This is a genomic window from Microbacterium allomyrinae (assembly GCF_020682705.1).
Classification (GTDB): domain Bacteria; phylum Actinomycetota; class Actinomycetes; order Actinomycetales; family Microbacteriaceae; genus Microbacterium; species Microbacterium allomyrinae.
In genome coordinates, this window is the sequence record NZ_JAGTTN010000009.1 from 79,058 (window position 1) to 101,795 (window position 22,738).

Genomic DNA, 22,738 nt, shown 5'->3' on the forward strand with positions numbered 1-22,738 from the left:
CATGCCGCTCTTCGGCACGGACGGGGTGAGGGGGCTGGCCAACGGCCCCCTCACCGCCGATCTTGCACTGTCCCTGGCCCAGGCGACCGCTGTCGTCCTGGGCCAGGGTCGTTCCGCCGAGGCGCGTCGCGCCTCGGGTAAGCGCCTCACCGCCGTCGTCGCGCGCGATCCGCGCGTGTCGGGAGAATTCCTCTCCGCCGCGGTCGAGGCGGGGCTCGCCTCGTCAGGCGTCGACGTCTTCGACGCCGGCGTGCTGCCCACTCCGGCCGCCGCGTTCTTGATCGCCGACATCGACGCCGACTTCGGCGTCATGGTCTCGGCCTCGCACAACCCCGCGCCCGACAACGGCATCAAGATCTTCGCGCGCGGCGGCGTCAAGCTGCCCGATGTCGTCGAGCAGCGCATCGAGCACGCGATGTCAGGGCCGAAACTGCAGCCGACCGGCGCCGCCGTCGGCCGCATCCGCCGGTTCGCCGATGCGGAGGACCGCTACGTCGTGCATCTGCTCGGCTCGCTGCCGCACCGCCTGGATGGGATCCATGTGGTGCTCGACTGTGCCAATGGTGCGGCATCCGGAGTCTCGCCCGAGACGTTCCGTGACGCCGGCGCCCGCGTCACCGTCATCGGCGCCGACCCCGACGGCTGGAACATCAACGACGGTGTCGGATCGACCCACCTCGACAAGCTCGCCGAAGCAGTGCTCGCTCACGGTGCCGACATCGGCATCGCCCACGACGGCGATGCCGACCGCTGCCTCGCCGTCGATTCCGCCGGCGGGATCGTGGACGGCGACCAGATCATGGCGATCCTGGCGGTCTCGATGAAGTCCCGCGGGGCGCTGGTCGACGACACTCTCGTGACCACGGTGATGAGCAATCTGGGCCTCCACCGTGCGATGGCCGAGCGCGGCATCCATGTCGAGACGACCGCGGTCGGCGACCGGTACGTGCTCGAGCGCATGAACGAGGGCGGCTACTCCCTCGGCGGTGAGCAGTCGGGCCACGTCATCATGAGCGAGTTCGCCACGACCGGCGACGGCCTGCTGACCGGCTTGCACCTCGTGGCCGAGATGGCGCGCACCGGCCAGAGCATCGCCGAACTGGCGTCGGTCATGACCGTCTACCCGCAGGTGCTCATCAACGTGACAGGCGTCGACCGTGAACGGGTCGGCGACGAGATCGTTCAAGATGCCGTCGCCCGTGCATCCGCGGAACTGGGGCTGTCGGGGCGCGTGCTGCTGCGACCATCGGGCACCGAGCAGCTCGTGCGCGTCATGGTGGAGGCGACGTCCGAAGGCGACGCCCAGCGTCACGCCGATGCCCTCGCCGGGGTCGTGCGGGACCGGCTGGCGCTGTAAGCGGAACGGCGCGTGCTCAGCGCACGCCGACTCCGACGAGCGTTGCGCCCAGGTCGTCGAGCACCGGTTCCAGCGGCGTCGTCGCGGGAGCCGTCACGACGACCGAGAGCTTGTCGTCGTAGAGCAGGGCGAAGGTCGACAGCTCGTCGTCGGGCAGGCTCGCGGGCAGCACGATGACCTCCTCGAGCCGGGCGCCGAGCAGATGGCGGGCACGTGAGAGCCAGGGGACCAGCGTCGCGTAGCCCACGTCGCGAGCGCTCGCAGTGAGAGCATCGTCGTCGGTCGCCGAGGCATCACGGGCGCGCGAGAGCTGATCACGCACCGACGAGACGAGATCCGCGACCTGCGGCATCCGCTCGCCGACGATCGCAGCATCCGTGACCCTGTTGCGACTCGCCTCGGTGGCCCGCCGCAGCACGGGCACCCGCACGCGGACTGGTCCGTCTCCGCGCGAGGCGGCGTCGATGGCGGCTGCGACGACGAGGTCGTTCATCGTCGCGTCGACGGCGGAGGCGGCTTCTTGAACTGCGCCGCCGGGATAGGCGCGAAAGCCGGAATGCACCGTCACGGGCCGTGCCGGGCGGTCGCGCAGCCGCCGCGTGATGCGGGCGGCCACTCGCCGTGCCCGCCGCGCGACAGGTTTGCGCCAGTATGCGCTCCAGCGGGCCCCAGGAGTGTCGGAGGCACCCCACCAGTTCTGCAGCGCCAGGATCGGCAGGGCGCCGGGACGCGGCGCTCGCGAATCGGCGAAGACGGGATCGGCGGTCGGGGGGGCGGTGACGGGCTTGGACGTCGTGAGCGACGAGAGGAACTTGAGCGTGCGGAGCGCATCGCCGCCGGCGTGATGCATGAGGATGCCGAGCGCGACGCGACCGTCGGTGAGGGGAGTCACCCGCAGGCGCCAGAGCGGTGCCGTCACATCGAGCGCACCCTCGTCCCAGCCGATGAGGCGGCGAAGCGTCTCGGCCGCGAGCACGTCGTCGTCACCGAACCGGACATGCTTGTCCATCTCGACGACCGGCACGGGCACCCACGCCGGAGGCGTGAGCCCCAGAGGCGCACGCTGCAGTCGGAGTCGCGAGTAGGGGATGCCGCGCGTCGCGGCCTCGATCCATGCGAGGATCGCGGCGCGATCCAGCGCGCCATCCGGCTTTCTCAGGCCGTCGCCGGAGAAGATCGCGACGCCTTGCATGTGCATGGTCACGAAGGATTCGGTCGTGCCGACGTAGCCTTCTTCCCACACCTGCATGAACTCGGCGTGCGGACGCCGTGAGCTGTATCCGGACATGCCGACCCCCTTGAAGAGTGTGCCCTATCCTCGCGGTGTCCTGTTGCAGGCTCGTTAACACTCGGCAACAAGGCTCCCTGGATCGCGTCGAGAGGCCCTACGATCGGATCAGCTGCCGACGACGCTCAGCTTCGATTCGATCGATTCACGACTCTGGGGGTCGCAGTGAACGTTCCGGCAACCTTTCTCGACGCAATGCGCCGTTCCGCTTCGAGAGTCGGCGACGACCGCGGCATCCGCTTCTACGCCGACGAGAAGAACTCCGTCCGGCTCGGCTATCGGGAACTCGACGAGCGCGCCCGCGCCCGGGCGAGCGAGCTGAACGATCGCGGGTACGGAGTGGGCGATGTCGCCGTCCTCGGGTTCGAGCCCGGGCTCGGGTTCGTCGAAGCGGTCTACGCGGTGCTCTACGCAGGCATGACGATCGCGCCGGTCCCCGTGACCGTCGGACGCAATCCGCAGAGCGTGATCGACCGGATCGCGGCGATCACCACCGACGCGGGTGCCCGGATCGCATTGACGGATGCCTCCGCCCGACCTCTGTTCGACGCCGCAGGGCTGTCCGGGGTCGAAGTCGCGGCGCTGCCCGAGCCCCAACTCGGGCGCGCCGCGACGTGGAGCCCGCCCGAGATCGATGCGGACAGCATCGCGCTTCTCCAGTACACGTCCGGCTCCACCGGCACGCCCAAGGGCGTGATCGTGACGCACGGCAATCTCGTCGCGAACGAGGAGGCGATCGGGGCCACCATCGATGACGGGCCGGATGCCGTCTGGGTCGGCTGGCTGCCGCACTACCACGACATGGGTCTCATCGGTCTGCTGTTCCGACCGGTCTACGCGGGTGTCGACTCGGTGCTCACATCGCCGTCGCGATTCCTCCGCAGGCCCCTGCTGTGGCTGCGCCTCATCACGAAGCACAAGGGCACGTTCACCGTCGCACCCGACTTCGCGTACCGGCTGTGCGCCCAGGTCGTCACCGACGAGCAGCTCGCCGAGCTCGACCTGTCATCGCTCACGCACATCGTGACGGGGGCCGAGCCGATCAAGACCTCGACCGTCGACCTCTTCGTCGATCGATTCGCAGCGGCGGGGCTCGACCCGGCCGCGATGATCCCCGCCTACGGCATGGCCGAGACGACGCTGATCATCTCCGCCGCCTCCGGCCGCCCGGTGCGTGCCATCTCGGCCGACCTCGGCGCCATCGAACGCGGCGATCTGCTGCCGGCTGCCGACGAGCGTTCGGTCGACCTCGTGCTGTGCGGACCGCCGGTGCCCGGTTCGACCGTGGCGATCGTCGACCCTGTCACCCACGTCGCTGTGCCGGATGGGCGCATCGGTGAGATCTGGGTCAACGGACCGAGCGTCACGCATGGCTATTGGGGGCGCCCCGAAGAGACCGCCGAAGCATACGGTTTCCACCTGCCCGACACCGACAAGACGTTCCTGCGCACCGGCGACCTGGGAGCGATCGTCGACGGCGAAGTCGTCGTCGCGGGCCGGTTGAAGGACCTCATCATCTCTCACGGGCGCAACGTCTTTCCGCAGGACGTCGAGTCGATCGCATCGGCGGTCGTCGGAACCGATCCGGCTTGCCTCAGCGCCGCATTCGCGCTCGACGAGCACCAGCCGTCGGAGGTCGGGGTGGCCGTCGAGGTGGACCCGAAGACACTCGCCACTGCCGATGTCGAGGCACTCGTGCACCGGGTGCGCCGCGACGTGATGGCCGAGTTCGGGCTGCCCAGCGTCGGCATCGCGCTCCTGCGCAAGGGCATGCTCCCGCGCACCACGAGCGGAAAGATCCAGCGCCGCCGCGCACGCGCCGAGCTGCTCGACGGGCAGCTGACCCTCGCAGCCATCGACGGCATCACGATCGCGGGCGAACGGCACGAGGTCGACCTGACGGTGACATGACCCCTGCTCCGATCATCGGCGCCGGCGAACTCGCCGCAGCGCTCGACGCGTTCCTCGGCGACCCCGACGACCCGCACGGTCGCCTGCCCGACACGGTCACGCGGCAGCGTGACAGGGCGTCCGAGCTTCCGGTCGAGGCGATCCGCGCTCTGGACGAGTGGGGGATGCCGCAGCACTACATTCCGCAGGCATGGGGCGGCGCTCTCGGAGACCTCCTCACCCCTCTTCTGCTGATGCGGACGGTTGCTCGACGTGATGTGACCGCGGCGGTCGGTCACGGCAAGACGGTGCTCGGGGCGATCTGCGCCTGGGCCGCCGCGGACGGGAGCGCCGCGCACATGGCTGCCATCGTCGGCGCAGGAGACCCCGTCTCGTGGGGTCTGACCGAGCAGGGACGCGGCAGCGACATCGCGTCCTCGACCACGACGGCGGTCGTCACCGGCAGCGGGATCCGCGTCGACGGGCACAAGTGGCCGATCGGCAACGCGACCCGCGGGCGGGCAGTCACCGTGCTCGCGCGCACCGACGATCGGCCGGGTCCGCGATCCCTCTCGCTCGTCCTCGTCGACAAGACCGAGGTCGAAAGGTCGTCGTTGACCTATCGCGCGCGGAGGCCGCTGCACGGCATCCGCGGGGCGGACATCTCGGGGATCGACTTCGCCGCGACCGTCGTGCCCGAGGGCCGGCTGATCGGCGATCCCGGTCAGGGGATCGAACTGGTCCTCAAGAGTCTCCAGGTGACTCGCACGCTCTGTGCGGCGCTCTCGCTCGGTGCCGGCGATCAGGCACTCGAGGCGGTCGCGAGTGCAGCGACTGCCGCGCCCGGCGATGCGGTCGCAGACAGGCTGCTGGCCGAGAGCGTCGCCGATCTTCTGCTGGCCGAGGCGATCGCCTTCGCGGGCACACGGATGTTCCACGGTGCCGTCAGCGAGATGGCCCTCGTCAGCGCTTTCGTGAAGGTTCTCGTGCCCGACCTCGTCGACGGCGTCTTCCGTGAAGCAGGCGAGGCGCTCGGTCCGAGCACCCGGATCGCCGACGGACCGGCGGGCCGGTTCGAGAAGGCCGCCCGCGACAGTCGTGTCGTGGGGATCTTCGACGGCAATTCGGTCGTGAACCTCAACGTCGTCATCAATGAGTTCCCCAACATCGCGCGGGGCGACGACGAGCCGGCCACAGCGCTCGCCGATTTCTCGTTCGGCGTGACTCCGGCGTCGTTCGACATGTCGGGGCTGCGTCTGGTCACGAGGCGAGGCACCTGGCTGCTGCGCGCGCTCCCCGACCTCGTCGCGCAACTCGACGACGGTCGCACCCATCCCGATGCTGTGAAGTCGGCCGCCCGGATCGCTGCCGAGTGGCGGGTCCTGCGTGCCGAGGTGCGTGATGTGGAGCGTGCGGCACGTCCGCCCGCATCGCAGTTCATCCTCGCCGAGCGTGTCACCTTCGCGTTCGCCGCCGCGGCCGCCATTGCGGTGCACCTCGCGAACCGTGACGCCGTGGCCGCGCCTGCCTGGACCGATGACCTTTGGCTGCGAGCCAGTCTCGACCGCATCGCGATGCGGCTGGGCATCGCCTCCGGTGACCTTCCGGCGCGAGCACTCGGCGATCTCGCGCGGACCGGCTCGGCATCACCCGTGTCGATCCTTCCCCTGTGGTGGACGGAGCAGCGATGATCACGGCATCCACGCCAACGGCGAACATCAGCACCCTCGCGCCCGCCCTCGAACTGGCGCTCGGAAATCCTGCGGCGGGCGGGATGCTGCGCTTCGACGACATCGTTGCCGACGAGGACCGATCTCGCGTCACGCGCTCGCTCCGCAGCACGCTGTTCGACGACGCCGGGCTGGGTTCCGCCCTGGTCTCCCCGACTTCGGGCGGGGTCCGGCCCACGGCATGGGAGCTCATGGGGGAGCTGCGGGCGCTCTTCCGCCGCGATCCATCGGTCGGGGCAGAGCTCGCCGCGCTTCCGCTGCTCGCCACCGCCGGGATCTGGACGCACCCTGCGGCGCGTATCGTCGCGCCCACCGTGCTCGCGGGCGGACCGTTGGCCGTCGGGCTCGGACTCGCCCAGGTGGCCGGAATCGGGGACTCTGTGGACGGGGTCGTCGACCTCATGAGCATCCCGGCCGGTGCCCGGCACGCTCTCGTGAGAACGACGGGGCCCGACCCGCATATGGTGGTGGTCGAGATCGACGAGCATGCAGGGTTCGCCGAGACCGGACGACGGCGCACGACCGGGCTCCGCAGCGTTCGCTTCGCCTCGGTCGAGCTGCGAAGGGCGCCGGTGAGAGCGTCGTGGGCACCCGATGCCGCCGCCGACGAAGAGGCACGGGCGCTCGTCGCCGGTCTGTGGGTCGCGACGGTCGACACCGCCATCCGGATCGCCGTTCCCTACGCTCAGGGGCGCGGGCTTTATAGCGGCACGGTGTGGGATCTGCCCCACGCGCGCAGTCTCATCGCCGATGCCCGAACCGACCTGCTCATCGCGGACGCCATCGTTCTCGCCGCGCTCGACGGCAGCACCGCAACGGCGGCGCTCGAATTGGTGCCCCGGCTCCTCGGCGATGCGATGCGCTCGCTGACGGTGCTCTTCGGGTCGACGTTCTATGCGCGGGTGGAGCCGTTCGCGGTCTTCGAGACCCTCGTCCGCGACGTCGCGAGCATGAGTCTGCTCCAGATCCGAAGCGACAGGGTGCCGAGCCCACCCATCGATATACCCGAGACCTCGGGCGCCGTGACGCGCGGACTCGTGCTGGCGGCCGCGAACGAGGTCGCCGCGGGGCCCGTCGCCGACAGGCTCGCGGCACTCGCCGGACGTGGGGCGCGGCATCCGTCCGACGAGAAGGTCTGGCAGGCGCTCTCCGCGGTCACCGGCCTGTGGGCCGGCGGGCGCGAGCCGTTGGCGACATCGCTGTGGCTGAACGCGGCGCTCACCCGCCTCGAGATGCGACTGTCACGGCGGCGTGCGGCACTCTCGGACGAGACCATCGAGGCCGCCATCGCCGATGTCGAGCACTGCGTCGATCACCGACGCGCGCTCACTTTCGACCGGGTCGAGGTCTTTCCGCCTTCGACTTTTCTCGACAACGAAGGAGCACGATCATGAGCACGACGACCACCGAGAACGATGTGCAGGCCTGGCTCGTCGCCCGCATCGTGGCGTACGGGAAGAAGGCCGCCGGCGACTTCTCGGTCGACACGGACTTCAGTGAGATCGGTCTGGACTCCGTCTATGCCCTCACGCTGTGCGGCGACATCGAGGACGAGTACGACATCGAGATCGACCCCGAGATCATGTGGGACTACTCCACGATCCGCACGCTCGCCGCGAGACTCGAAGAACTCGGCGCGTAGCCTGGGCGCCTTTGTCGCGCACCCCGACACGGCAGGAAGTCACCATGTGTCCGGGGACGACGCGTCGATTTGAGATTTGAGACTCCCAGTCTCTAAAGTATCGAAGGTGCGCGGATCGGGGGGTTCCCGCACGACGCTCGCCGGAGCAGTCTCGAGATCCGGCGGGGCCGGGTCGGGGTGCCGGCGTGTGGGGCGCGGCACCCCGATCGGGTCGTCGAAGGGGTGAAATGGACGTCCCGAGCGATAATCGAGGGGTGCCAACCCGCTCGCGAAGGCCCGCAGGCCAGACGCGGGCCCTCATGCTCGAGGTCGCCGTCGAACGCGTCAAGGTCGAGGGCCTGCTGCTCGACTACGCCAACATCGAACTCGAAGACCTCATCCGCGCGGCGGGCGTACCTCGTTCGACGGTGTTCCGCATCTGGCCCGACCGAGTCGCGTTCGTCGCCGACCTCGTCCGTGCCCTCTTCGAGGCGGATCCCGGCTTCGACACGGGGTTCGACGACGAGACGCTTCGTCTTCTCGCAGCCGCCGCTACGGGCGATGCCGAGGAGATGGCCACCCCGCACGGGCGGCAGATCGCGTTCCGGGCGGCTGTGCGCCTGGCCGTCGCGCACAACATCGCCACTGTGGCGAACTCGGTCGCCTGGCGCGCCTACCGGACGATGTCGGCAGCCCTCGCCAGTGGTGACGCCGTGCCCGGCGGCGAAGACATCCGCGCTCTCCTCTCCGAGATCGAGCACCGGTACCTGGACCGTATGGCGGAGATCTATCGCGAGCTGAACCAGGCCTTCGGTCTGCGGATGCGCGACGGCGTCACCGAGCGTGACCTCGCGCTGGCCGTCGTCGCCGTGATCGACGGCATGAGCGATCACCGTCGTATCGATCCGGCGGCAGTGGATGCCGCCCGCGTCGTGGCGATGGGGCCGGAAGGGGCGAGCGAGTGGCATCTGGCCGGGCTCGCGGTCTACGGCGTGTACGCCGCCTTCACAGAGTCCCTCGACGCATAGGGATCGCCGGCGCGCGGCCGCTCCTCCGTCGGGCCACGCCGCGTCGCGGCGGTCGGGTTGGCGGCATCGGGGATACACAGTATTCGCGCCGAGACATCATCGTGTGCGTGGTGTGTCGGCGCGGCCGCGGTGTATCCCGGACAGGCGTGTGCGGACGCGCGGGGCGATAGCCGATACGCGGGCATCGACATGAATCGAAGACGGGGCCCGACGTCATACGGCGACATGCCCTGACACCCCTCGTCATGCGAGGACGCTGTGTTTCGTCTGATTCAGCCGACTCACAGCTCGTCGATAGCTTCGCGGAGTGCTCCACGTGCTCTACTCCCGCAAGGCGGCCCTCCGATGACCGAGACCTTCGATCTCCTGTCCGCGGTATCCCTCGTCGTCACGATCGCCGCGTTCGCCGGACTGGTGCTCCTGCGCGTGCGGCGTGCGGGCTTCACCACACTCGTGCTGATCGCGCTCGCGGTCGGCATCGGCATCGGCATCCTGTTCCGCGGGCACCTGACGTACGTCGGATTCCTCGGCGATGTGTACGTGCAGGTCATCACCGCGATCGTCGCGCCGCTGATCTTCGTCTCGATCCTCTCCAGCGTCACCTCGCTCGGCTCGACCGCGAAGCTGCGGACGATCGGGCTGTCGAGCACTTTCTGGCTGCTGCTCACCAACGCGATCGCGATCGTGTTGACGCTGGCGATCGTCATCAGCCTCGGTGTCGGCACCGGCGTCGAGTTCACGACCGAAGACGGCAGCGGCGACAGCCTCGTGGGGCTCGTCCGCCCGCTCGACGAGGTGCTGCTGGGGCTGTTCCCCGCGAACCTCGCGGGCGACTTCGTCAGCAACAACATCGTTCCGATCATCCTCTTCGCGATCCTGTTCTCCGTCGCATACCTCGTCGCGAACAGGAGGACCGACCCTCAGCTCGCCGCATTCAAGAACGTCGTCGACGGCGCCAAGAAGGTCGTCATGACCGCTGTCGGATTCATCATCGAACTGACGCCGTACGCGGTGCTCGCGCTCGTCGCCACGACGACAGCAACCGCTGTCACGCGCATCGAGACGGTGCTCTCGCTCGTCGGCATCCTCGTGCTCGCGGTCGGCATCTCGTTCCTCGACGCGTACGTGGTGAACGGCGTGCTGCTGCGCGTGTTCGCCGACGTGAATCCGATCCGCTGGTTCCGCCACATGACGGCGGCTCAGTACACCGCGTTCACGACCCAGTCGAGCGTCGGCACGCTCCCGATCACGATCCCGAGCCTCACGCGCAAGGTGGGCGTATCGGAGGACGTCGCGACGTTCGCAGCTCCCGTCGGTACGACGATCGGCATGCCGGGATGCGCCGGCATCTGGCCGATCATCGTCGCCGTCTTCTCGATCAACGCGCTCGGTATCGAGTACTCGGTGTGGGACTACCTCGCGCTGGCGGGCCTGTGCATGCTCGTCTCGCTGGGCACGGCAGGGGTGCCCGGAACCGCGATCATCACCGCAACAGCCGTGCTCACCGCCGTCGGGCTGCCCATCGAGATCCTCGTGGTGCTCATTCCGGTGAGCGCCATCGCCGGAACCGCGAGCACCATGGCCAACGTCACCGCGGCCGCGACCGCTGCGACGATCGTCGCACGCCGCCTCGGCACCCTCGACGACGCGGTGTTCCGCGGAGACGGCGACCTCGGCCCCGCCTTCCCCGCGCGTTCCGAAACGCGTCGCGACCGGCGCGCTCGCGCTGCCTCCGCCGCGGGCGGAACGACCGGGGCTGCGGTCTCGTCGGCGGGCACGGCATCCGATCCGTCCGCGGCGCCGACTCTCCTTCTCGGCAGGCCTCTCGCCGGCGCAGGCACCCCTGTGACCGACGACGCCCTCGCGACCGAGAGGACGGAGCGGGATGCCGTGACGGCCGTGCTCTCCAGCGCCGGCATCACCGAATACACCATTCCCGACGACATCCCCATCGGGCAGTGCGAGCTGCCCGGCGCCCGACTCGACGACACCGCGAGGATCTCATGAGCACCACTGTTTCCCCCGTCACGCCGACCACAGTCACTCCGGCACCGGCCGCCAAGCGCCGTCGGTTCGCCGTCGCGATCGCCGCCGCCATCCTCGTCGGAGCGCTGTCTCCCACGATCGGGCTGCAGGTCGCCCCCGCCCAGGCCGCCGGCGACGTGTGCGACCTCTGCTCGCTCACTTTCGACCCGACCGCGTGCTCGAACGCCGGCGGCTGGCCGTACGATTCCACCCTCGAGTCGCCGCCGCCGGCCATCGCGGCCGGCGCCCAGCCGGCGCCGGCCGCTCCGCAGCCTGCGGCCCCCGCGCCTGCCGCTCCGCAGCCGGCGGCCCCCGCACCAGCGGCCCCCGCACCCGCTCCTGCCGCTCCGCAGACCTCGACCAAGGATTCGACGAAGAGCGCGACGACGACCACGACCCAGACCTCCGGGGGCACGGAGGGCGCCGTGGTGGTCGCGACCGCCCCGCTCGCGCCGACGCTCACGCACACGGTGTCCGGGCGGACGCTTTCGCTCTCGTGGACGGCACCTGCCGACGGCGGTTCCGCGATCACCGGCTACAAGCTCGTGCTCAACGACGGCACGCCCATCGAGATCGGCGCCGACGCCACCACCTACGAGATCACGCTGGGCGCCGGCGAGTATGACGCGGTGCTCATCGCGACGAACAGCGTCGGCGACTCCGCTCAGTCGGCGACGCTCGCCGACATCGAGATCGCGGGTACGACGGCCGCACCCAAGCCCACCAAGAGCGTCGACGCGTCGGATGCCACCGCCGCGTCGGACTCCGAAGGCGCCTCGCCTGCGGCGGGCGTGGCCGTCATCGGCGGACTCGTGCTCGCCGCCGGGGGTCTGCTCGCGTGGTGGTGGATCCGTCGCCGCGCTGCCGTCGCGACCGTCGCCCCCGGCGCCGGAACGACGCCCGCCGAATGAGGCCCTTCTTCTCTCCGCTCCCCGCAAGACCTCCGTACATTCCGAAAACGACATACAGAGAGCACCACACCATGACAACCCGCACACGCCGTGCGATCGCTGCAACGATCGCCGCGGCATCCCTCGCCATCGCCGGAGGGGTCGCGGTGGCACCAGCCGCCGTCGCCGCGCCCGCCGGATCCGATCTCGACTACTTCTCGTACGCCTACCCCGGCCTGCGCGAGGGCTCCGTCTTCGAGACCGTCACCTTCGAGCGCTTCGAGTACCTGCTCGGCAGCGAAGGAACGTACGCGTTCCTCATCGGGGGACCCGCCGACGAGACCACGAACACCGCCATCGCTCACATCGACGCGGTCGCGCAGACGTACGGCGTCGAGAAGATCTACGTCCTCGATCCGCGGGTAGACGGCGATGAGGTCGACATCCGCACGTCTTCGATCGCGACCCTGCAGAACCAGTGGACCGGCGCCGTGACGGACTTCCTGAACAAAGACACCACTCCCGCCTTCGGCGGAGAGCCCGGTGACGACCCCTACCTCTTCGTGTACGACAAAGCGCACACGGCAGGGGGCTCCGAAGACCGCATCGTCGCGTCGCTCGGCGGCGCCGTGTCTCCGTCATCCGTCGCCACCGAGGAAGGCGCAGTCGCGTACCGTGCCCAGGTCAGCGGTGTCTTCGACGCCGTTGCGGACGGCGGGTCGGCGGACGTCGACACGCAGAGCCACTTCACGTTCTACAAGAACGAGATCAACCGAAAGCACTCAGCGACCTACAAGAACGCGGCCCTCTACGGCGGTGACATCATCGAGGAGTCGGACGGCGCCGACTGGACGCTCAAGCAGATCACCTACCCCGAACTCGTGCAGCTGCTGGAGTCCGACGGCGACCACATCATCCTGTTCGGCGGCACGTGGTGCCACAACACGCGCGCAGTCGTGAAGGATGTCAACCGTGCCGCATCCGCTGCAGGCGTGAAGACCGTGTACCAGTTCGATCTCCGCCTCGACGGCAACAGTTCCGACGCCTGGCACATCCGAGACACCGCGTCGCCCCTCGCATATCTCTACGGCGACGTGGTCGCGAAGTTCTTCCCCAACCTGCGCACGCAGTACATCGTCGCAGCAGGCGGCGGTCAGAAGGTCGACTACTACCCGGGCGGCGACACCACCATCGCCGTCGCGTCGGCGAAGAAGCTCCAGGTGCCCTACCTGATCGAGTACAACAAGGCCGATGCTGCGGCGCCGATCGTGCAGGACTGGATCCAAGACAAGGGCGACGGAACCTTCACCGAGTACATGACCGAGTGGTGGTGGGTCGCAGGTCTGCCTGGCGAGCGCAACGTCAACCGCTACACGACCCCCGAGGCTTGGGCTGCCGAGCAGACCAAGCAGTGGCAGTTCGCCGATGAGGCCATCGCCAAGATCGACAGCTTCTTCGCCGCCGCGGCGGTACCGTCGGTCGGCCCGTCGCCGTCGCCGTCGGTCGAGCCTTCGCCGTCACCGTCGGTCGATCCGTCGCCGTCGCCGTCGTCCTCGCCCTCGGTTGAGCCGGTGCTCACCGATGCTGCGGTGAGCGTCACGGGTGATCTTCACCCGGGGGGAGCGATCGTCGTGTCGGGAACCGGCCTGCCCGCGTCGACCCCGAACGTCACGGTGGAGATCCGTTCGACGCCCAAGACGCTGGGCACGGTCTCGACGACCGCAGCCGGAGCCTTCCGGCTCGAGACCACGATCCCGACTTCCATCGCCTCGGGCGCTCACACGGTGGTGGTACTGATCGACGGCCAGGTCGTCGCCAGCCAGGCCGTCACGGTCGCAGCCGCGCCGACGGCGGCTGCGGCGAGCAATTCGCTCGCGGTGACCGGTGGAAGCGGCATCCCGTTCGCCATCGTGGGCGGTGCGCTCGTGCTGCTGATCGCCGGTGCCATCCTCGTGGTCGCTCGACGTCGCCGCGCTACGGTCTGACCCGCTTCGCGGACGCGGCGCGCGGGGCTTCGGCCCCGGGCGCCGCGTCGTCGCGTGCGGGCCCGGTCGCTCGGGGCGCGGGGCGCCGGGCGCCTGGCGCATCGAGGGATACACCGTAAACGCGTCGAGACACCATCGAGTGCGTGGTGTTTCGGCGCGAACATGGTGTATCCCGCCAAGGCCTCGGCGCTGACCCCGGGGTGCTGGCTCCAGAGCGGCGCTGCCCTGGCTCGAGGCTCCGTCGGCTCAGGCCCCGGGCGCGCTCCAGCTGAGCGATTCGATGTAGCGCAGCAGCACACCCTCGCGCAGCGCCCACGGCGACACTTCGAGCTCGTCGACATCGAGCGCGCGCATCGCCTCGTGCAGCACCACGGCGCCGGCGACGATTTGGAAGGTGCGGTCGGGGGTGATGCCGGGCAGTTCCTGCCGCGCCGACGCGGGAATGCGCGCCAGGCGCGGAATCCAGGAGCTGAGTGCGGCGCGGGGCAGCAGCATCCGCTCGATTCCCGACCATCCCGGAACCGGATAGCCGACGAGCTTGGCGAGCGATCGGATCGCCTTCGAGGAGCCGACGACGTGGTCGGGCTTCGGCATCCCGCTGAACGCCGTCGCCACCGGGCGGAGCACTTCGCGAGCGTGCGCGCGCAGCGCGTCGACGGCGGCTTCGCCGGGAGGGTCTTCGGGCAGGAACTGGATCGTCATGCGCCCGGCGCCGAGAGGGACGGATGCCGCGGCCTCGGGCAGTTCATCGGCACCCGAGGCGAGTTCGAGCGAGCCCCCGCCGATGTCGAAGAGGAGGATCTGCCCCGCGGCCCACCCGAACCAGCGGCGGACGGCGAGGAACGTGAATCGCGCCTCGGTCTCGCCGCCGAGCACCTGGAGCTCCTGACCGAGTGCCGTCTCGATGCGCTCGATGACGTTCTTGCCGTTCTTTGCCTCGCGAACCGCGCTGGTCGCGGTCGCCAGGAGTTCGACGACGTTCTCGCGCGCTGCGACCTCGCGCGCCTCGACCACCGCGGCCTCGAGCGCGCGCACTCCCTCTTCGCTGATCGATCCGTCCGGTTCGAGGTAGCGCATGAGGCGCAGCACCGTGCGCTGGCTCGTCTTGGCGAGCGGCCTCCCGCCGGGGATGACGTCGGCCACGAGCAGATGGACGGTGTTCGAACCGATGTCGAGAACTCCCAGGCGCACTGGTTCAGCGTAGTGCTCCGCTCTGCAGCGGGCGCGGAGGATCGTGGACAGCCCCGTCGATCGGAGCCGATACGATGGGCGCGATGTCACCGGACGACGCTGCAACCCTGACCCCGGCACTTTCGCTGTATCGCGAGATCGATCGCGGCGAGTGGTCGCGCTTGGCCGCCGGGCTCACCCAGCCGCTGAGCGAGACCGAGATCGTGCAGATCCGTGGCCTGGGCGACCGGCTCGACATGGCCGAGGTGGCGGAGGTGTACGCGCCGCTGTCGCGTCTGCTGTCGCTCTACGCCGAGTCGACGAAGCGACTCGGAGCCGAGACATCCGACTTCCTGCTCGAAGCCGATACGACCACGCCGTTCATCGTCGGCGTCGCCGGGTCGGTCGCGGTCGGCAAGTCCACGATCGCGCGTCTGCTGCGCGAGCTCACGAGCCGCTGGCCCGGCACACCGCGGGTCGAACTCGTCACGACCGACGGGTTCCTCTATCCCAACGCCGAGCTCGAGCGCCGGGGCCTCATGGAGCGCAAGGGATTCCCCGAGTCGTACGACCGGCGGGCGCTGGTGTCGTTCCTCACCGAGGTCAAGAGTGGTGCCCCCGAGGTGCGTGCGCCGTTCTATTCGCACATGCGGTACGACATCGTGCCCGATGCGGTCGTGACGCTGCGCCGACCCGACATCGTCATCGTCGAGGGCCTCAACGTCCTTCAGCCTCCGCCCACCCCCAACGACGTGGCCGTCAGCGACCTGTTCGACTTCTCCATCTACGTCGACGCCGCGGCCGAGCACATCACGCAGTGGTACGTCGATCGCTTCCTCGCCCTGCGGCGAGCGGCGTTCAGCAATCCGAGTTCGTTCTTCAACGTGTTCGCCGATCTGACCGACGAAGAGGCGGTCGAGCGCGCGCTGCACTTCTGGAACACGATCAACCTCCCCAACCTCGAAGAGAACGTGCTGCCCACCCGGCACCGGGCGAACCTCGTGCTGCAGAAGGCCGCGAACCACACGGTCGAGAAGGTGCTGCTGCGCAAACTCTGACGGCGAGCGGATGCCGCGCGCGCCGGCGTCCGGATTCGTACGGACCCCTTGCTAAAGCCCCCCGCTTACCATTGACGGCATGTGTGGAATCGTCGGATACGTGGGCCCGCGCCAGAGCCAGGCCATCCTGATCTCAGGTCTCTCGCGGCTCGAGTACCGCGGCTACGACTCTGCCGGCGTCGCGATCATCGATGCGGAGGGCGACCTGGGCATGCGCAAGCGCGCCGGCAAGCTGCAGGTGCTGCGCGACGATCTCGACGCGAGGCCGCTCGCCGACGGCACGACCGGCATCGGCCACACACGGTGGGCGACCCACGGGGGCCCGACCGATGGCAACGCCCACCCGCACCTCGCCGACGACGACAAGCTCGCCGTCATCCACAACGGCATCATCGAGAACTTCTCCGAGCTCAAGGCCGAGCTGCTGTCGGAGGGCTTCACCTTCCGGAGTGAAACCGACACCGAGGTCGCCGCGGTGCTGCTGGGACGCGAGTACCGGGCATCCGGTGATCTCGTCACCGCATTCCGTGCCGTGGTCTCACGCCTCGAGGGCGCTTTCACCCTGCTCGCCCTGCACAAGGAGCAGCCGGGTCTCGTCGTCGGGGCACGCCGCAACTCGCCGCTCGTGATCGGCCTGGGCGAGGGGGAGAACTTCCTCGGATCCGATGTCGCCGCGTTCATCGAGCACACCCGCAACGCGCTCGCGATCGGCCAGGACCAGATCGTCGCGATCACCCCCGACGCCGTCGAGGTCACCGACTTCGACGGCAACCGCGTCGAGGTCGAGCCGTTCGAGGTCACCTGGGATGCCTCGGCCGCCGACAAGGGCGGCTGGTCGTCGTTCATGGCCAAAGAGGTGTCGGAAGAGCCCGAAGCCGTCGCGAACACCCTGCGCGGACGCCTTCACGACGGCCAGGTCGTGATTCCCGAACTCGACGGCCTCGACGAGCTGTTCGCCGGCATCTCGAGGGTCATCATCATCGCGTGCGGCACCGCGGCCTATGCCGGTCAGGTGGGCAAGTACGCCCTCGAGCAGTGGACGCGTGTGCCCGTCGACGTCGAGCTCGCGCACGAGTTCCGCTACCGCGACCCGGTGATCGGTGCCGACACCCTGATCGTGTCGATCAGTCAGTCCGGCGAGACCATGGACACCCTCATGGCCGTCAAGTACGCGCGCGAGCGCGGCGCACGGACGCTGTCGATCTGCAACACGCAGGGCGCCACGATCCCGCGGGAGTCCGACGCGATCGTCTACACGCACGCCGGCCCCGAGGTCGCGGTGGCCTCGACCAAGGCGTTCGTCGCGCAGATCACCGCGCTCTATCTCATGGGCCTGCACATCGGCCGGATCCGTGGCACCGTCTCGGCGACGGACTCGGCCGCGCACGTGCGCGAGCTCGAGGCGATCCCCGGCAAGATCGCGCAGATCCTCGAGCGCGAGCAGCCGCGCATCGAGCAGTTCGCGCACTGGATGGCCGACACCCGCTCGGTGCTATTCCTCGGCCGGCACGTGGGTTATCCCATCGCGCTGGAGGGTGCCCTCAAGCTCAAAGAGCTCGCGTACATCCACGCCGAGGGCTTCGCCGCCGGCGAGCTCAAGCACGGACCCATCGCGCTCATCGAGCCGGGGCAGCCGGTCTTCGTGATCGTGCCGTCGCCGCGCAAGTCGGCCGAGATGCACAAGAAGGTCATCTCGAGCATCGAAGAGATCCGTGCGCGCGGGGCTCGCGTCATCGCGATCGCCGAAGAGGGCGATGCCGCGGTGCTGCCCAAGTCCGACGAGGTGCTGCGCATCCCGCTGGCAGGTCCGCTGTTCGAGCCGCTGCTCGCCGTCGTGCCGCTCCACATCTTCGCGATGGGCCTCGCCACGGCCAAGGGCCTCGACGTCGACCAGCCGCGCAACCTCGCGAAGTCGGTCACGGTCGAATAGCGGCTGCGTCCGTCCCCGGTCCGAGGCGGCGCGAAGTGAGCGGGCTCGATCGTGACATTCGGCACCCGGTACGCCCGTACACGGCTATCGGCCGTGCCGCATTCACCGCGGCCGGGCGGATGCGGCGCGCGATAGGGTGGCGGATGCTGCAGCCGCGGTATCCAGGAGGACCACATGATCGTCGGAATCGGCGTCGACCTCGTCGACATCCCCCGGTTCGAGCGGACGATCGAGCGCACCCCGCGGCTCGTCGAACGGCTCTTCTCCGACGCCGAACGGCGACTCAAGCCCCACTCGCTGGCCGCGCGGTATGCCGCGAAGGAGGCGCTGATCAAGGCGCTCGGCGGTTCGGACGGGGTGCACTGGACCGAGATCGAGGTCACGTCCGAGGCATCCGGTCGTCCGCTGTTCTCGCTGACCGGCTCGACGGCCGCCGTCGTAGCCGGCCGCGGGATCACCGCGCTGCATCTGTCGATGTCGCACGACGCAGGCCTTGCGACCGCGTACGTCGTGGCGGAGTCCGGGGGTCCGACGCCGAACCAGGGGATTCGCGTCGAGACCGGGGGCGACGTCATCGGTCTCGACGCGAATCCCTTGTCTCGAGGCCCGGCAGGTGCGCCTGCCCCGACCCAGGAGGAGACCGCGTGAGCCGTCTGCCGAGCGGGGTGCTCCGCGAAGCCACGATCGACGTCGGGGCGATCGAAGACAACGTGCGGCACTTGCGACGCCTCACCGGATCCGAGGTCATCGCGGTCGTGAAGGCCGACGGCTACGGGCACGGGGCCGTGCGCTCGGCCGTCGCGGCGCTCGCCGGAGGCGCCAGCCGCATCGGCGTCTCCGACATCGCCGAGGCGCTGGCGTTGCGTCGCGCGGGCATCGACGCCCCGATCGTGGCCTGGTTGCACGCGCCGGGCGCCGACTTCGCGGCGGCGGCGGCTCACGGGATCGAGCTGGGCATCTCGAGCATCGACCAGTTGCAGCAGGCGGCGGCCGCGGCATCCGCAGATCGCCCCGTGGCGGTGCACCTCAAACTCGAGACGGGTCTGTCGCGCAACGGCATCGCTCCCGAGGACTTCCGGCTCGTGTTCGCCGAGGCAGCACGCCTCGAGCGCATCGGGCGCCTGCGCGTCGTCGCGCTGTTCAGCCATCTGTCCAACACCTCGGTCGAGGACGACCGGGCCGCGCTCGCCGCGTTCGAAGACGGCGTCGCTGTCGCCGGGTCGCTCGGCCTCGCGCCACCGCTGCGCCACCTCGCCGCCACCCACGCCGCCATCGACCTCCCCGAGGCACGGCTGGGGTGCGTGCGCATCGGGATCGGCATCTACGGACTGTCGCCGTTCGCCGACCGCAGCTCCGCCGATCTCGGCCTGCGCCCCGCCATGACGCTCCACGGGGCTGTCGCGGCCGTCCGCCGCGTGCCCGCGGGCAAAGGCGTCTCGTACGGCTACGCCTATCGTGCCGATCGCGACACCACGCTCGCCCTCGTGCCGCTCGGCTATGCCGACGGCGTGCCGCGGCAGGCGTCGGGTGCGGGTCCCGTGCTCATCGGCGGACGCCGTCACACCGTCGCCGGACGCATCGCGATGGACCAGTTCGTCGTCGACGTCGGCGACACCCCGGTCGCGGTCGGCGACGAGGTCGTGCTCTTCGGCGATCCCACGCTGGGTGCACCCGCAGCGTCGGACTGGGCGGATGCCGCAGGAACGATCGACTACGAGATCGTCACGCGGATCGGGCCTCGGGTCCCGCGCCGGCAGGTGTCGGAATGAGGGGCCTCGACCCGCTGCTCGGCCGGCGCGAGATCACCTCGCCGAGCGACATGGAAGACCTGGGCAGGCAGATCGGCGGGATGCTGCGCCCCGGCGATCTCGTCGTGCTCACCGGCCCCCTCGGCGCCGGCAAGACCACCCTCACCCGCGGAATCGCCGCCGGACTCGGCGTGCGGGGCCCGGTGCAGAGTCCCACCTTCGTGCTCGCCCGGACGCATCCCTCACTCGTCGGGGGTGCCCCGCTCGTGCACGTCGACGCGTACCGTCTGGGCTCGGCGGCCGAACTGGACGACCTCGACATCGACTTCGACGGCTCGGTCGTCGTCGTCGAATGGGGCCGCGGCATGGTCGACGGCGTACGCGACACCTGGTGGGAGATCGAGCTCGAACGCGAGTGGCATGGCCGAGGCATCGACACCGCCTGCGGCATCACGGCGCATGAGATCGAGTGGGATGCCGACACCCCGCGCCGCGTGAGCATCACGCGGCGGCCGTAGCGGCGGCATCCGCTCGTCTCGTCACGTCCCGGAGGACGCCCGCTCGCGGGGGCACCTGCGAGGCGACCGCGATCACCCCGTTACGCTGGAAGGCGTGATCCTGGGCATCGACACCTCCCTCGGCTCCGCGGTGGCGGTGGTCGAGCCCGACGGCGTCATCCGGTCGCAGGTCGAGAGCGTCGACCCCCGCGGACACGCAGAGGTGATCGGCACCCTCATCGTGCGGGCGCTTGCCGAGGCGTCGATCACCCCCGCCGACGTCTCGCATGTGGTCGCGGGCATGGGGCCGGGGCCGTTCACGGGGCTGCGCGTGGGCATCGCCGCAGCGCGCACGTTCGCCCTCGGTCGCGGCATCCCGGTCGTACCGGTGGCCAGTCACGACGCTGTCGCTCTCGAGATGCTGCTGCACAGCGCGCTCACCGGCGGGTACGAAGATGTCGCCGATGAGCGCTTCGCCGTCGTGACCGATGCGCGTCGGCGCGAGTTCGCCTACACCGTCTATCGCGGGCTCGACGACGACGGGCTTCCGATCCGCCTCGCCGAGCCGGCACTCATTCCCCGCGACGACCTCGACGCCGTCCTCACCCGGGATGGCATCGCCCGCCGCGATGCCGAGCGCATCCCCGCCGCCCTCCTCGCGGTCTGCGGTGCGCGTGCTATCACCGCCGGACGCACCATCGCCTCCGCCGACGCGCTGTATCTGCGTTCGCCCGACGTGACACCGCCCTCCACCCCGAAGCGGGTGGGCACATGACCCGCCGCCCGGCCACTCCCGACGACCTCGACGCGATCATGCGCCTCGAGCGCGCGTCGTTCCCCACCGACGCATGGTCCGACGCCATGATGCGCGAAGAGCTCTCATCGCCGCACGGCTGGTACGTCGTCGACATCGAAGCCGGCCGCCTCATCGGGTACGGCGGCCTGCGGGCGGTGAAGAGTGCGACGGATGCCGACATTCAGACGATCGCGATCGCCGAAGCCGCGCGGGGCAGGGGTCGCGGACGCGGCCTGCTCCAGGCGCTGCTCGCCGAGGCCGAACGTCGCGGCGCACGCGACGTGTTCCTCGAGGTCCGCGCAGACAACCCCGTCGCGCAGGCGCTGTACGCGTCGGAGGGCTTCCTCGAGATCGGACGCAAAGCCCGGTACTACCAGCCCGACGACGTGGACGCGGTGGTCATGAAGCTCGACGTACGCGGGTGGGCCGGGCACCGGCATCCGTCCGTCGCCGACGCAACTCCTCAGAATCCGGCGTTCGCCGGTGCCGGGGCGGATGCGGGGGCGGAGATCAGCTCGGATCCGAGGAGTTCCGACGGCGGAGTGTGCACATGAACCGTTCCGAACCCCTCGTCCTCGGCATCGAGACGAGCTGCGACGAGACCGGCATCGGAATCGTCCGCGGCCGCACGCTGCTGTCGAACACCATCGCCAGTTCGATGGACGAGCATGCGCGCTACGGCGGCGTCGTACCCGAGGTCGCGGCCCGCGCGCACCTCGAAGCGCTCGAGCCCGCGATCCACGCCGCGCTCGCCGAGTCGGGTGTCGCGCTGAGCGACATCGACGCCGTCGCGGTCACCTCGGGTCCGGGCCTCGCGGGCGCCCTGATGGTCGGCGTCGGCGCGGCGAAAGCGCTCGCGGTCTCGCTCGGCAAGCCCCTGTACGCGGTCAACCACCTCGTCGGCCACATCGCCGCCGACATCCTGGACTCGAACGCCCCGCCGCTCGAGTACCCGACCGTGGCGCTCCTGGTCAGCGGCGGCCACACGTCGCTGCTGCTCGTGCGCGACCTCACGAGCGACGTCGAACTGCTCGGCGAGACCATGGACGACGCCGCCGGTGAAGCCTTCGACAAGGTCGCCCGCCTGCTGGGCCTGCCGTACCCCGGGGGTCCGCAGATCGACCGGGTGGCGGCGTCCGGAGACCCGGATGCCATCGCGTTCCCCCGCGGGCTCTCGCGCGCGAGCGACATGGCGGGGCACCGCTACGACTTCTCGTTCTCAGGGTTGAAGACCGCCGTCGCACGATGGGTCGAGCAGCGCGCGGCACGACAGGAGCAGGAGCCGGACGTCGATTGGTCGCTGCCGGTCGCAGATGTCGCGGCGAGCTTCCGTGAGGCGGTGGTCGACGTGCTCGTCACGAAGGCGCTCGCCGCCTGCCGCGACTACGACGTGCCCCGGCTGCTGCTCGGCGGCGGCGTGATCGCGAACCGGCGCTTGCGCGACGTCGCGCTCGAGCGCGGCGCGGCCGCAGGCGTCACGGTGCGCATCCCGCCGCTGTCGCTGTGCACCGACAACGGCGCCATGATCGCCGCGCTCGCGTCGGAACTGATCATGTCGGGCCGCCCCGCGTCGACCCTCGAATTCGGCGCCGATTCGACCCTGCCGGTCACCGAGATCCAGGTCGCGGAGTCCGCATGAGCGACGACGAGCGGATGCCGCGCCCCGCGGCGGACGGTGAGGGACGCCTGGCGCCCGTGGCCGATGTACCCGACCCCCGCGCAGAT

At 69.8% G+C, this 22,738-nt stretch carries 18 protein-coding genes and 1 pseudogene; 17 read left to right on the top strand and 2 right to left on the bottom strand.

Annotated elements, in window-relative coordinates; all coding sequences use genetic code 11:
* Position 1: 1 nt before the first annotated feature.
* Entirely contained in the window at positions 2-1,357 is a 1,356-nt protein-coding gene (gene glmM / locus KEC57_RS17955; protein ID WP_229386075.1) for a phosphoglucosamine mutase, read from the top strand.
* A 16-nt stretch (positions 1,358-1,373) separates the two neighbouring features.
* On the opposite strand, the gene KEC57_RS17960 is transcribed toward glmM, so the two are convergent.
* Complete coding sequence (locus tag KEC57_RS17960; RefSeq protein ID WP_229386076.1) at positions 1,374-2,645, bottom strand: wax ester/triacylglycerol synthase domain-containing protein; 1,272 nt, start codon at positions 2,643-2,645, stop codon at positions 1,374-1,376.
* Positions 2,646-2,840: 195 nt separating this feature from the next.
* On the opposite strand from KEC57_RS17960, the gene KEC57_RS17965 reads away from it, so the two are divergent.
* From KEC57_RS17965 to KEC57_RS18000, 8 genes are all read left to right on the top strand, one after another.
* The gene (locus KEC57_RS17965) at positions 2,841-4,556 is read left to right on the top strand and encodes a fatty acyl-AMP ligase (protein WP_229386077.1); all 1,716 of its coding nucleotides are present in this window, start codon (positions 2,841-2,843) and stop codon (positions 4,554-4,556) included.
* Positions 4,553-6,226 (top strand): acyl-CoA dehydrogenase family protein, encoded by a 1,674-nt coding sequence (locus KEC57_RS17970; RefSeq protein WP_229386078.1) that lies wholly within the window; start codon positions 4,553-4,555, stop codon positions 6,224-6,226. The genes KEC57_RS17965 and KEC57_RS17970 overlap by 4 nt, the downstream gene beginning before the upstream one ends.
* Positions 6,205-7,659 carry an acyl-CoA dehydrogenase family protein gene (locus KEC57_RS17975; protein ID WP_229386079.1) on the top strand — a complete coding sequence of 485 codons (1,455 nt, stop codon included), beginning with the start codon at positions 6,205-6,207 and terminating at the stop codon, positions 7,657-7,659. Before KEC57_RS17970 ends, KEC57_RS17975 begins: the two co-directional genes overlap by 22 nt.
* Positions 7,656-7,907, top strand: a complete 252-nt coding sequence (locus KEC57_RS17980; protein ID WP_229386080.1) for an acyl carrier protein — start codon at positions 7,656-7,658, stop codon at positions 7,905-7,907. Before KEC57_RS17975 ends, KEC57_RS17980 begins: the two co-directional genes overlap by 4 nt.
* Before the next feature lie 254 nt (positions 7,908-8,161).
* Complete coding sequence (locus KEC57_RS17985) at positions 8,162-8,914, top strand: hypothetical protein (RefSeq protein ID WP_229386081.1); 753 nt, start codon at positions 8,162-8,164, stop codon at positions 8,912-8,914.
* A gap of 345 nt (positions 8,915-9,259) precedes the next feature.
* Complete coding sequence (locus tag KEC57_RS17990) at positions 9,260-10,921, top strand: dicarboxylate/amino acid:cation symporter (RefSeq protein ID WP_229386082.1); 1,662 nt, start codon at positions 9,260-9,262, stop codon at positions 10,919-10,921.
* Entirely contained in the window at positions 10,918-11,850 is a 933-nt protein-coding gene (locus tag KEC57_RS17995; RefSeq protein ID WP_229386083.1) for a fibronectin type III domain-containing protein, read from the top strand. The genes KEC57_RS17990 and KEC57_RS17995 overlap by 4 nt, the downstream gene beginning before the upstream one ends.
* Before the next feature lie 71 nt (positions 11,851-11,921).
* A complete protein-coding gene (locus KEC57_RS18000; RefSeq protein ID WP_229386084.1) occupies positions 11,922-13,814 on the top strand; it encodes an LAVTG motif-containing sortase-dependent surface protein in 1,893 nt (630 codons plus the stop codon).
* Positions 13,815-14,060: 246 nt separating this feature from the next.
* Here KEC57_RS18000 and KEC57_RS18005 read toward each other — a convergent pair whose 3' ends face one another.
* Entirely contained in the window at positions 14,061-15,005 is a 945-nt protein-coding gene (locus tag KEC57_RS18005) for a Ppx/GppA phosphatase family protein (RefSeq protein WP_229386085.1), read from the bottom strand.
* 83 nt (positions 15,006-15,088) lie between these two features.
* Here KEC57_RS18005 and coaA point away from each other — a divergent pair, with 83 nt between their 5' ends.
* From coaA to tsaD, 8 genes and pseudogenes are all read left to right on the top strand, one after another.
* The gene (gene coaA / locus KEC57_RS18010; RefSeq protein WP_229386086.1) at positions 15,089-16,042 is read left to right on the top strand and encodes a type I pantothenate kinase; all 954 of its coding nucleotides are present in this window, start codon (positions 15,089-15,091) and stop codon (positions 16,040-16,042) included.
* A gap of 79 nt (positions 16,043-16,121) precedes the next feature.
* The gene (gene glmS / locus KEC57_RS18015; protein WP_229386087.1) at positions 16,122-17,972 is read left to right on the top strand and encodes a glutamine--fructose-6-phosphate transaminase (isomerizing); all 1,851 of its coding nucleotides are present in this window, start codon (positions 16,122-16,124) and stop codon (positions 17,970-17,972) included.
* Between the two features lie 174 nt (positions 17,973-18,146).
* Positions 18,147-18,497 (top strand): annotated as a pseudogene (locus KEC57_RS18020) (holo-ACP synthase); the annotation flags it as partial.
* Between the two features lie 119 nt (positions 18,498-18,616).
* On the top strand, positions 18,617-19,741 hold the full coding sequence (alr, locus tag KEC57_RS18025) for an alanine racemase (RefSeq protein ID WP_229386088.1): 1,125 nt from the start codon (positions 18,617-18,619) through the stop codon (positions 19,739-19,741).
* Positions 19,738-20,238 (top strand): tRNA (adenosine(37)-N6)-threonylcarbamoyltransferase complex ATPase subunit type 1 TsaE, encoded by a 501-nt coding sequence (gene tsaE / locus KEC57_RS18030; RefSeq protein WP_229386089.1) that lies wholly within the window; start codon positions 19,738-19,740, stop codon positions 20,236-20,238. The genes alr and tsaE overlap by 4 nt, the downstream gene beginning before the upstream one ends.
* Positions 20,239-20,332: 94 nt before the next feature.
* Positions 20,333-20,992, top strand: coding sequence for a tRNA (adenosine(37)-N6)-threonylcarbamoyltransferase complex dimerization subunit type 1 TsaB (gene tsaB / locus KEC57_RS18035; protein ID WP_229386090.1), 660 nt, complete (start codon positions 20,333-20,335; stop codon positions 20,990-20,992).
* Entirely contained in the window at positions 20,989-21,567 is a 579-nt protein-coding gene (rimI, locus tag KEC57_RS18040) for a ribosomal protein S18-alanine N-acetyltransferase (protein ID WP_229386091.1), read from the top strand. Before tsaB ends, rimI begins: the two co-directional genes overlap by 4 nt.
* A complete protein-coding gene (tsaD, locus tag KEC57_RS18045) occupies positions 21,564-22,652 on the top strand; it encodes a tRNA (adenosine(37)-N6)-threonylcarbamoyltransferase complex transferase subunit TsaD (protein WP_229386092.1) in 1,089 nt (362 codons plus the stop codon). Before rimI ends, tsaD begins: the two co-directional genes overlap by 4 nt.
* The last annotated feature ends 86 nt before the right edge of the window (positions 22,653-22,738 follow it).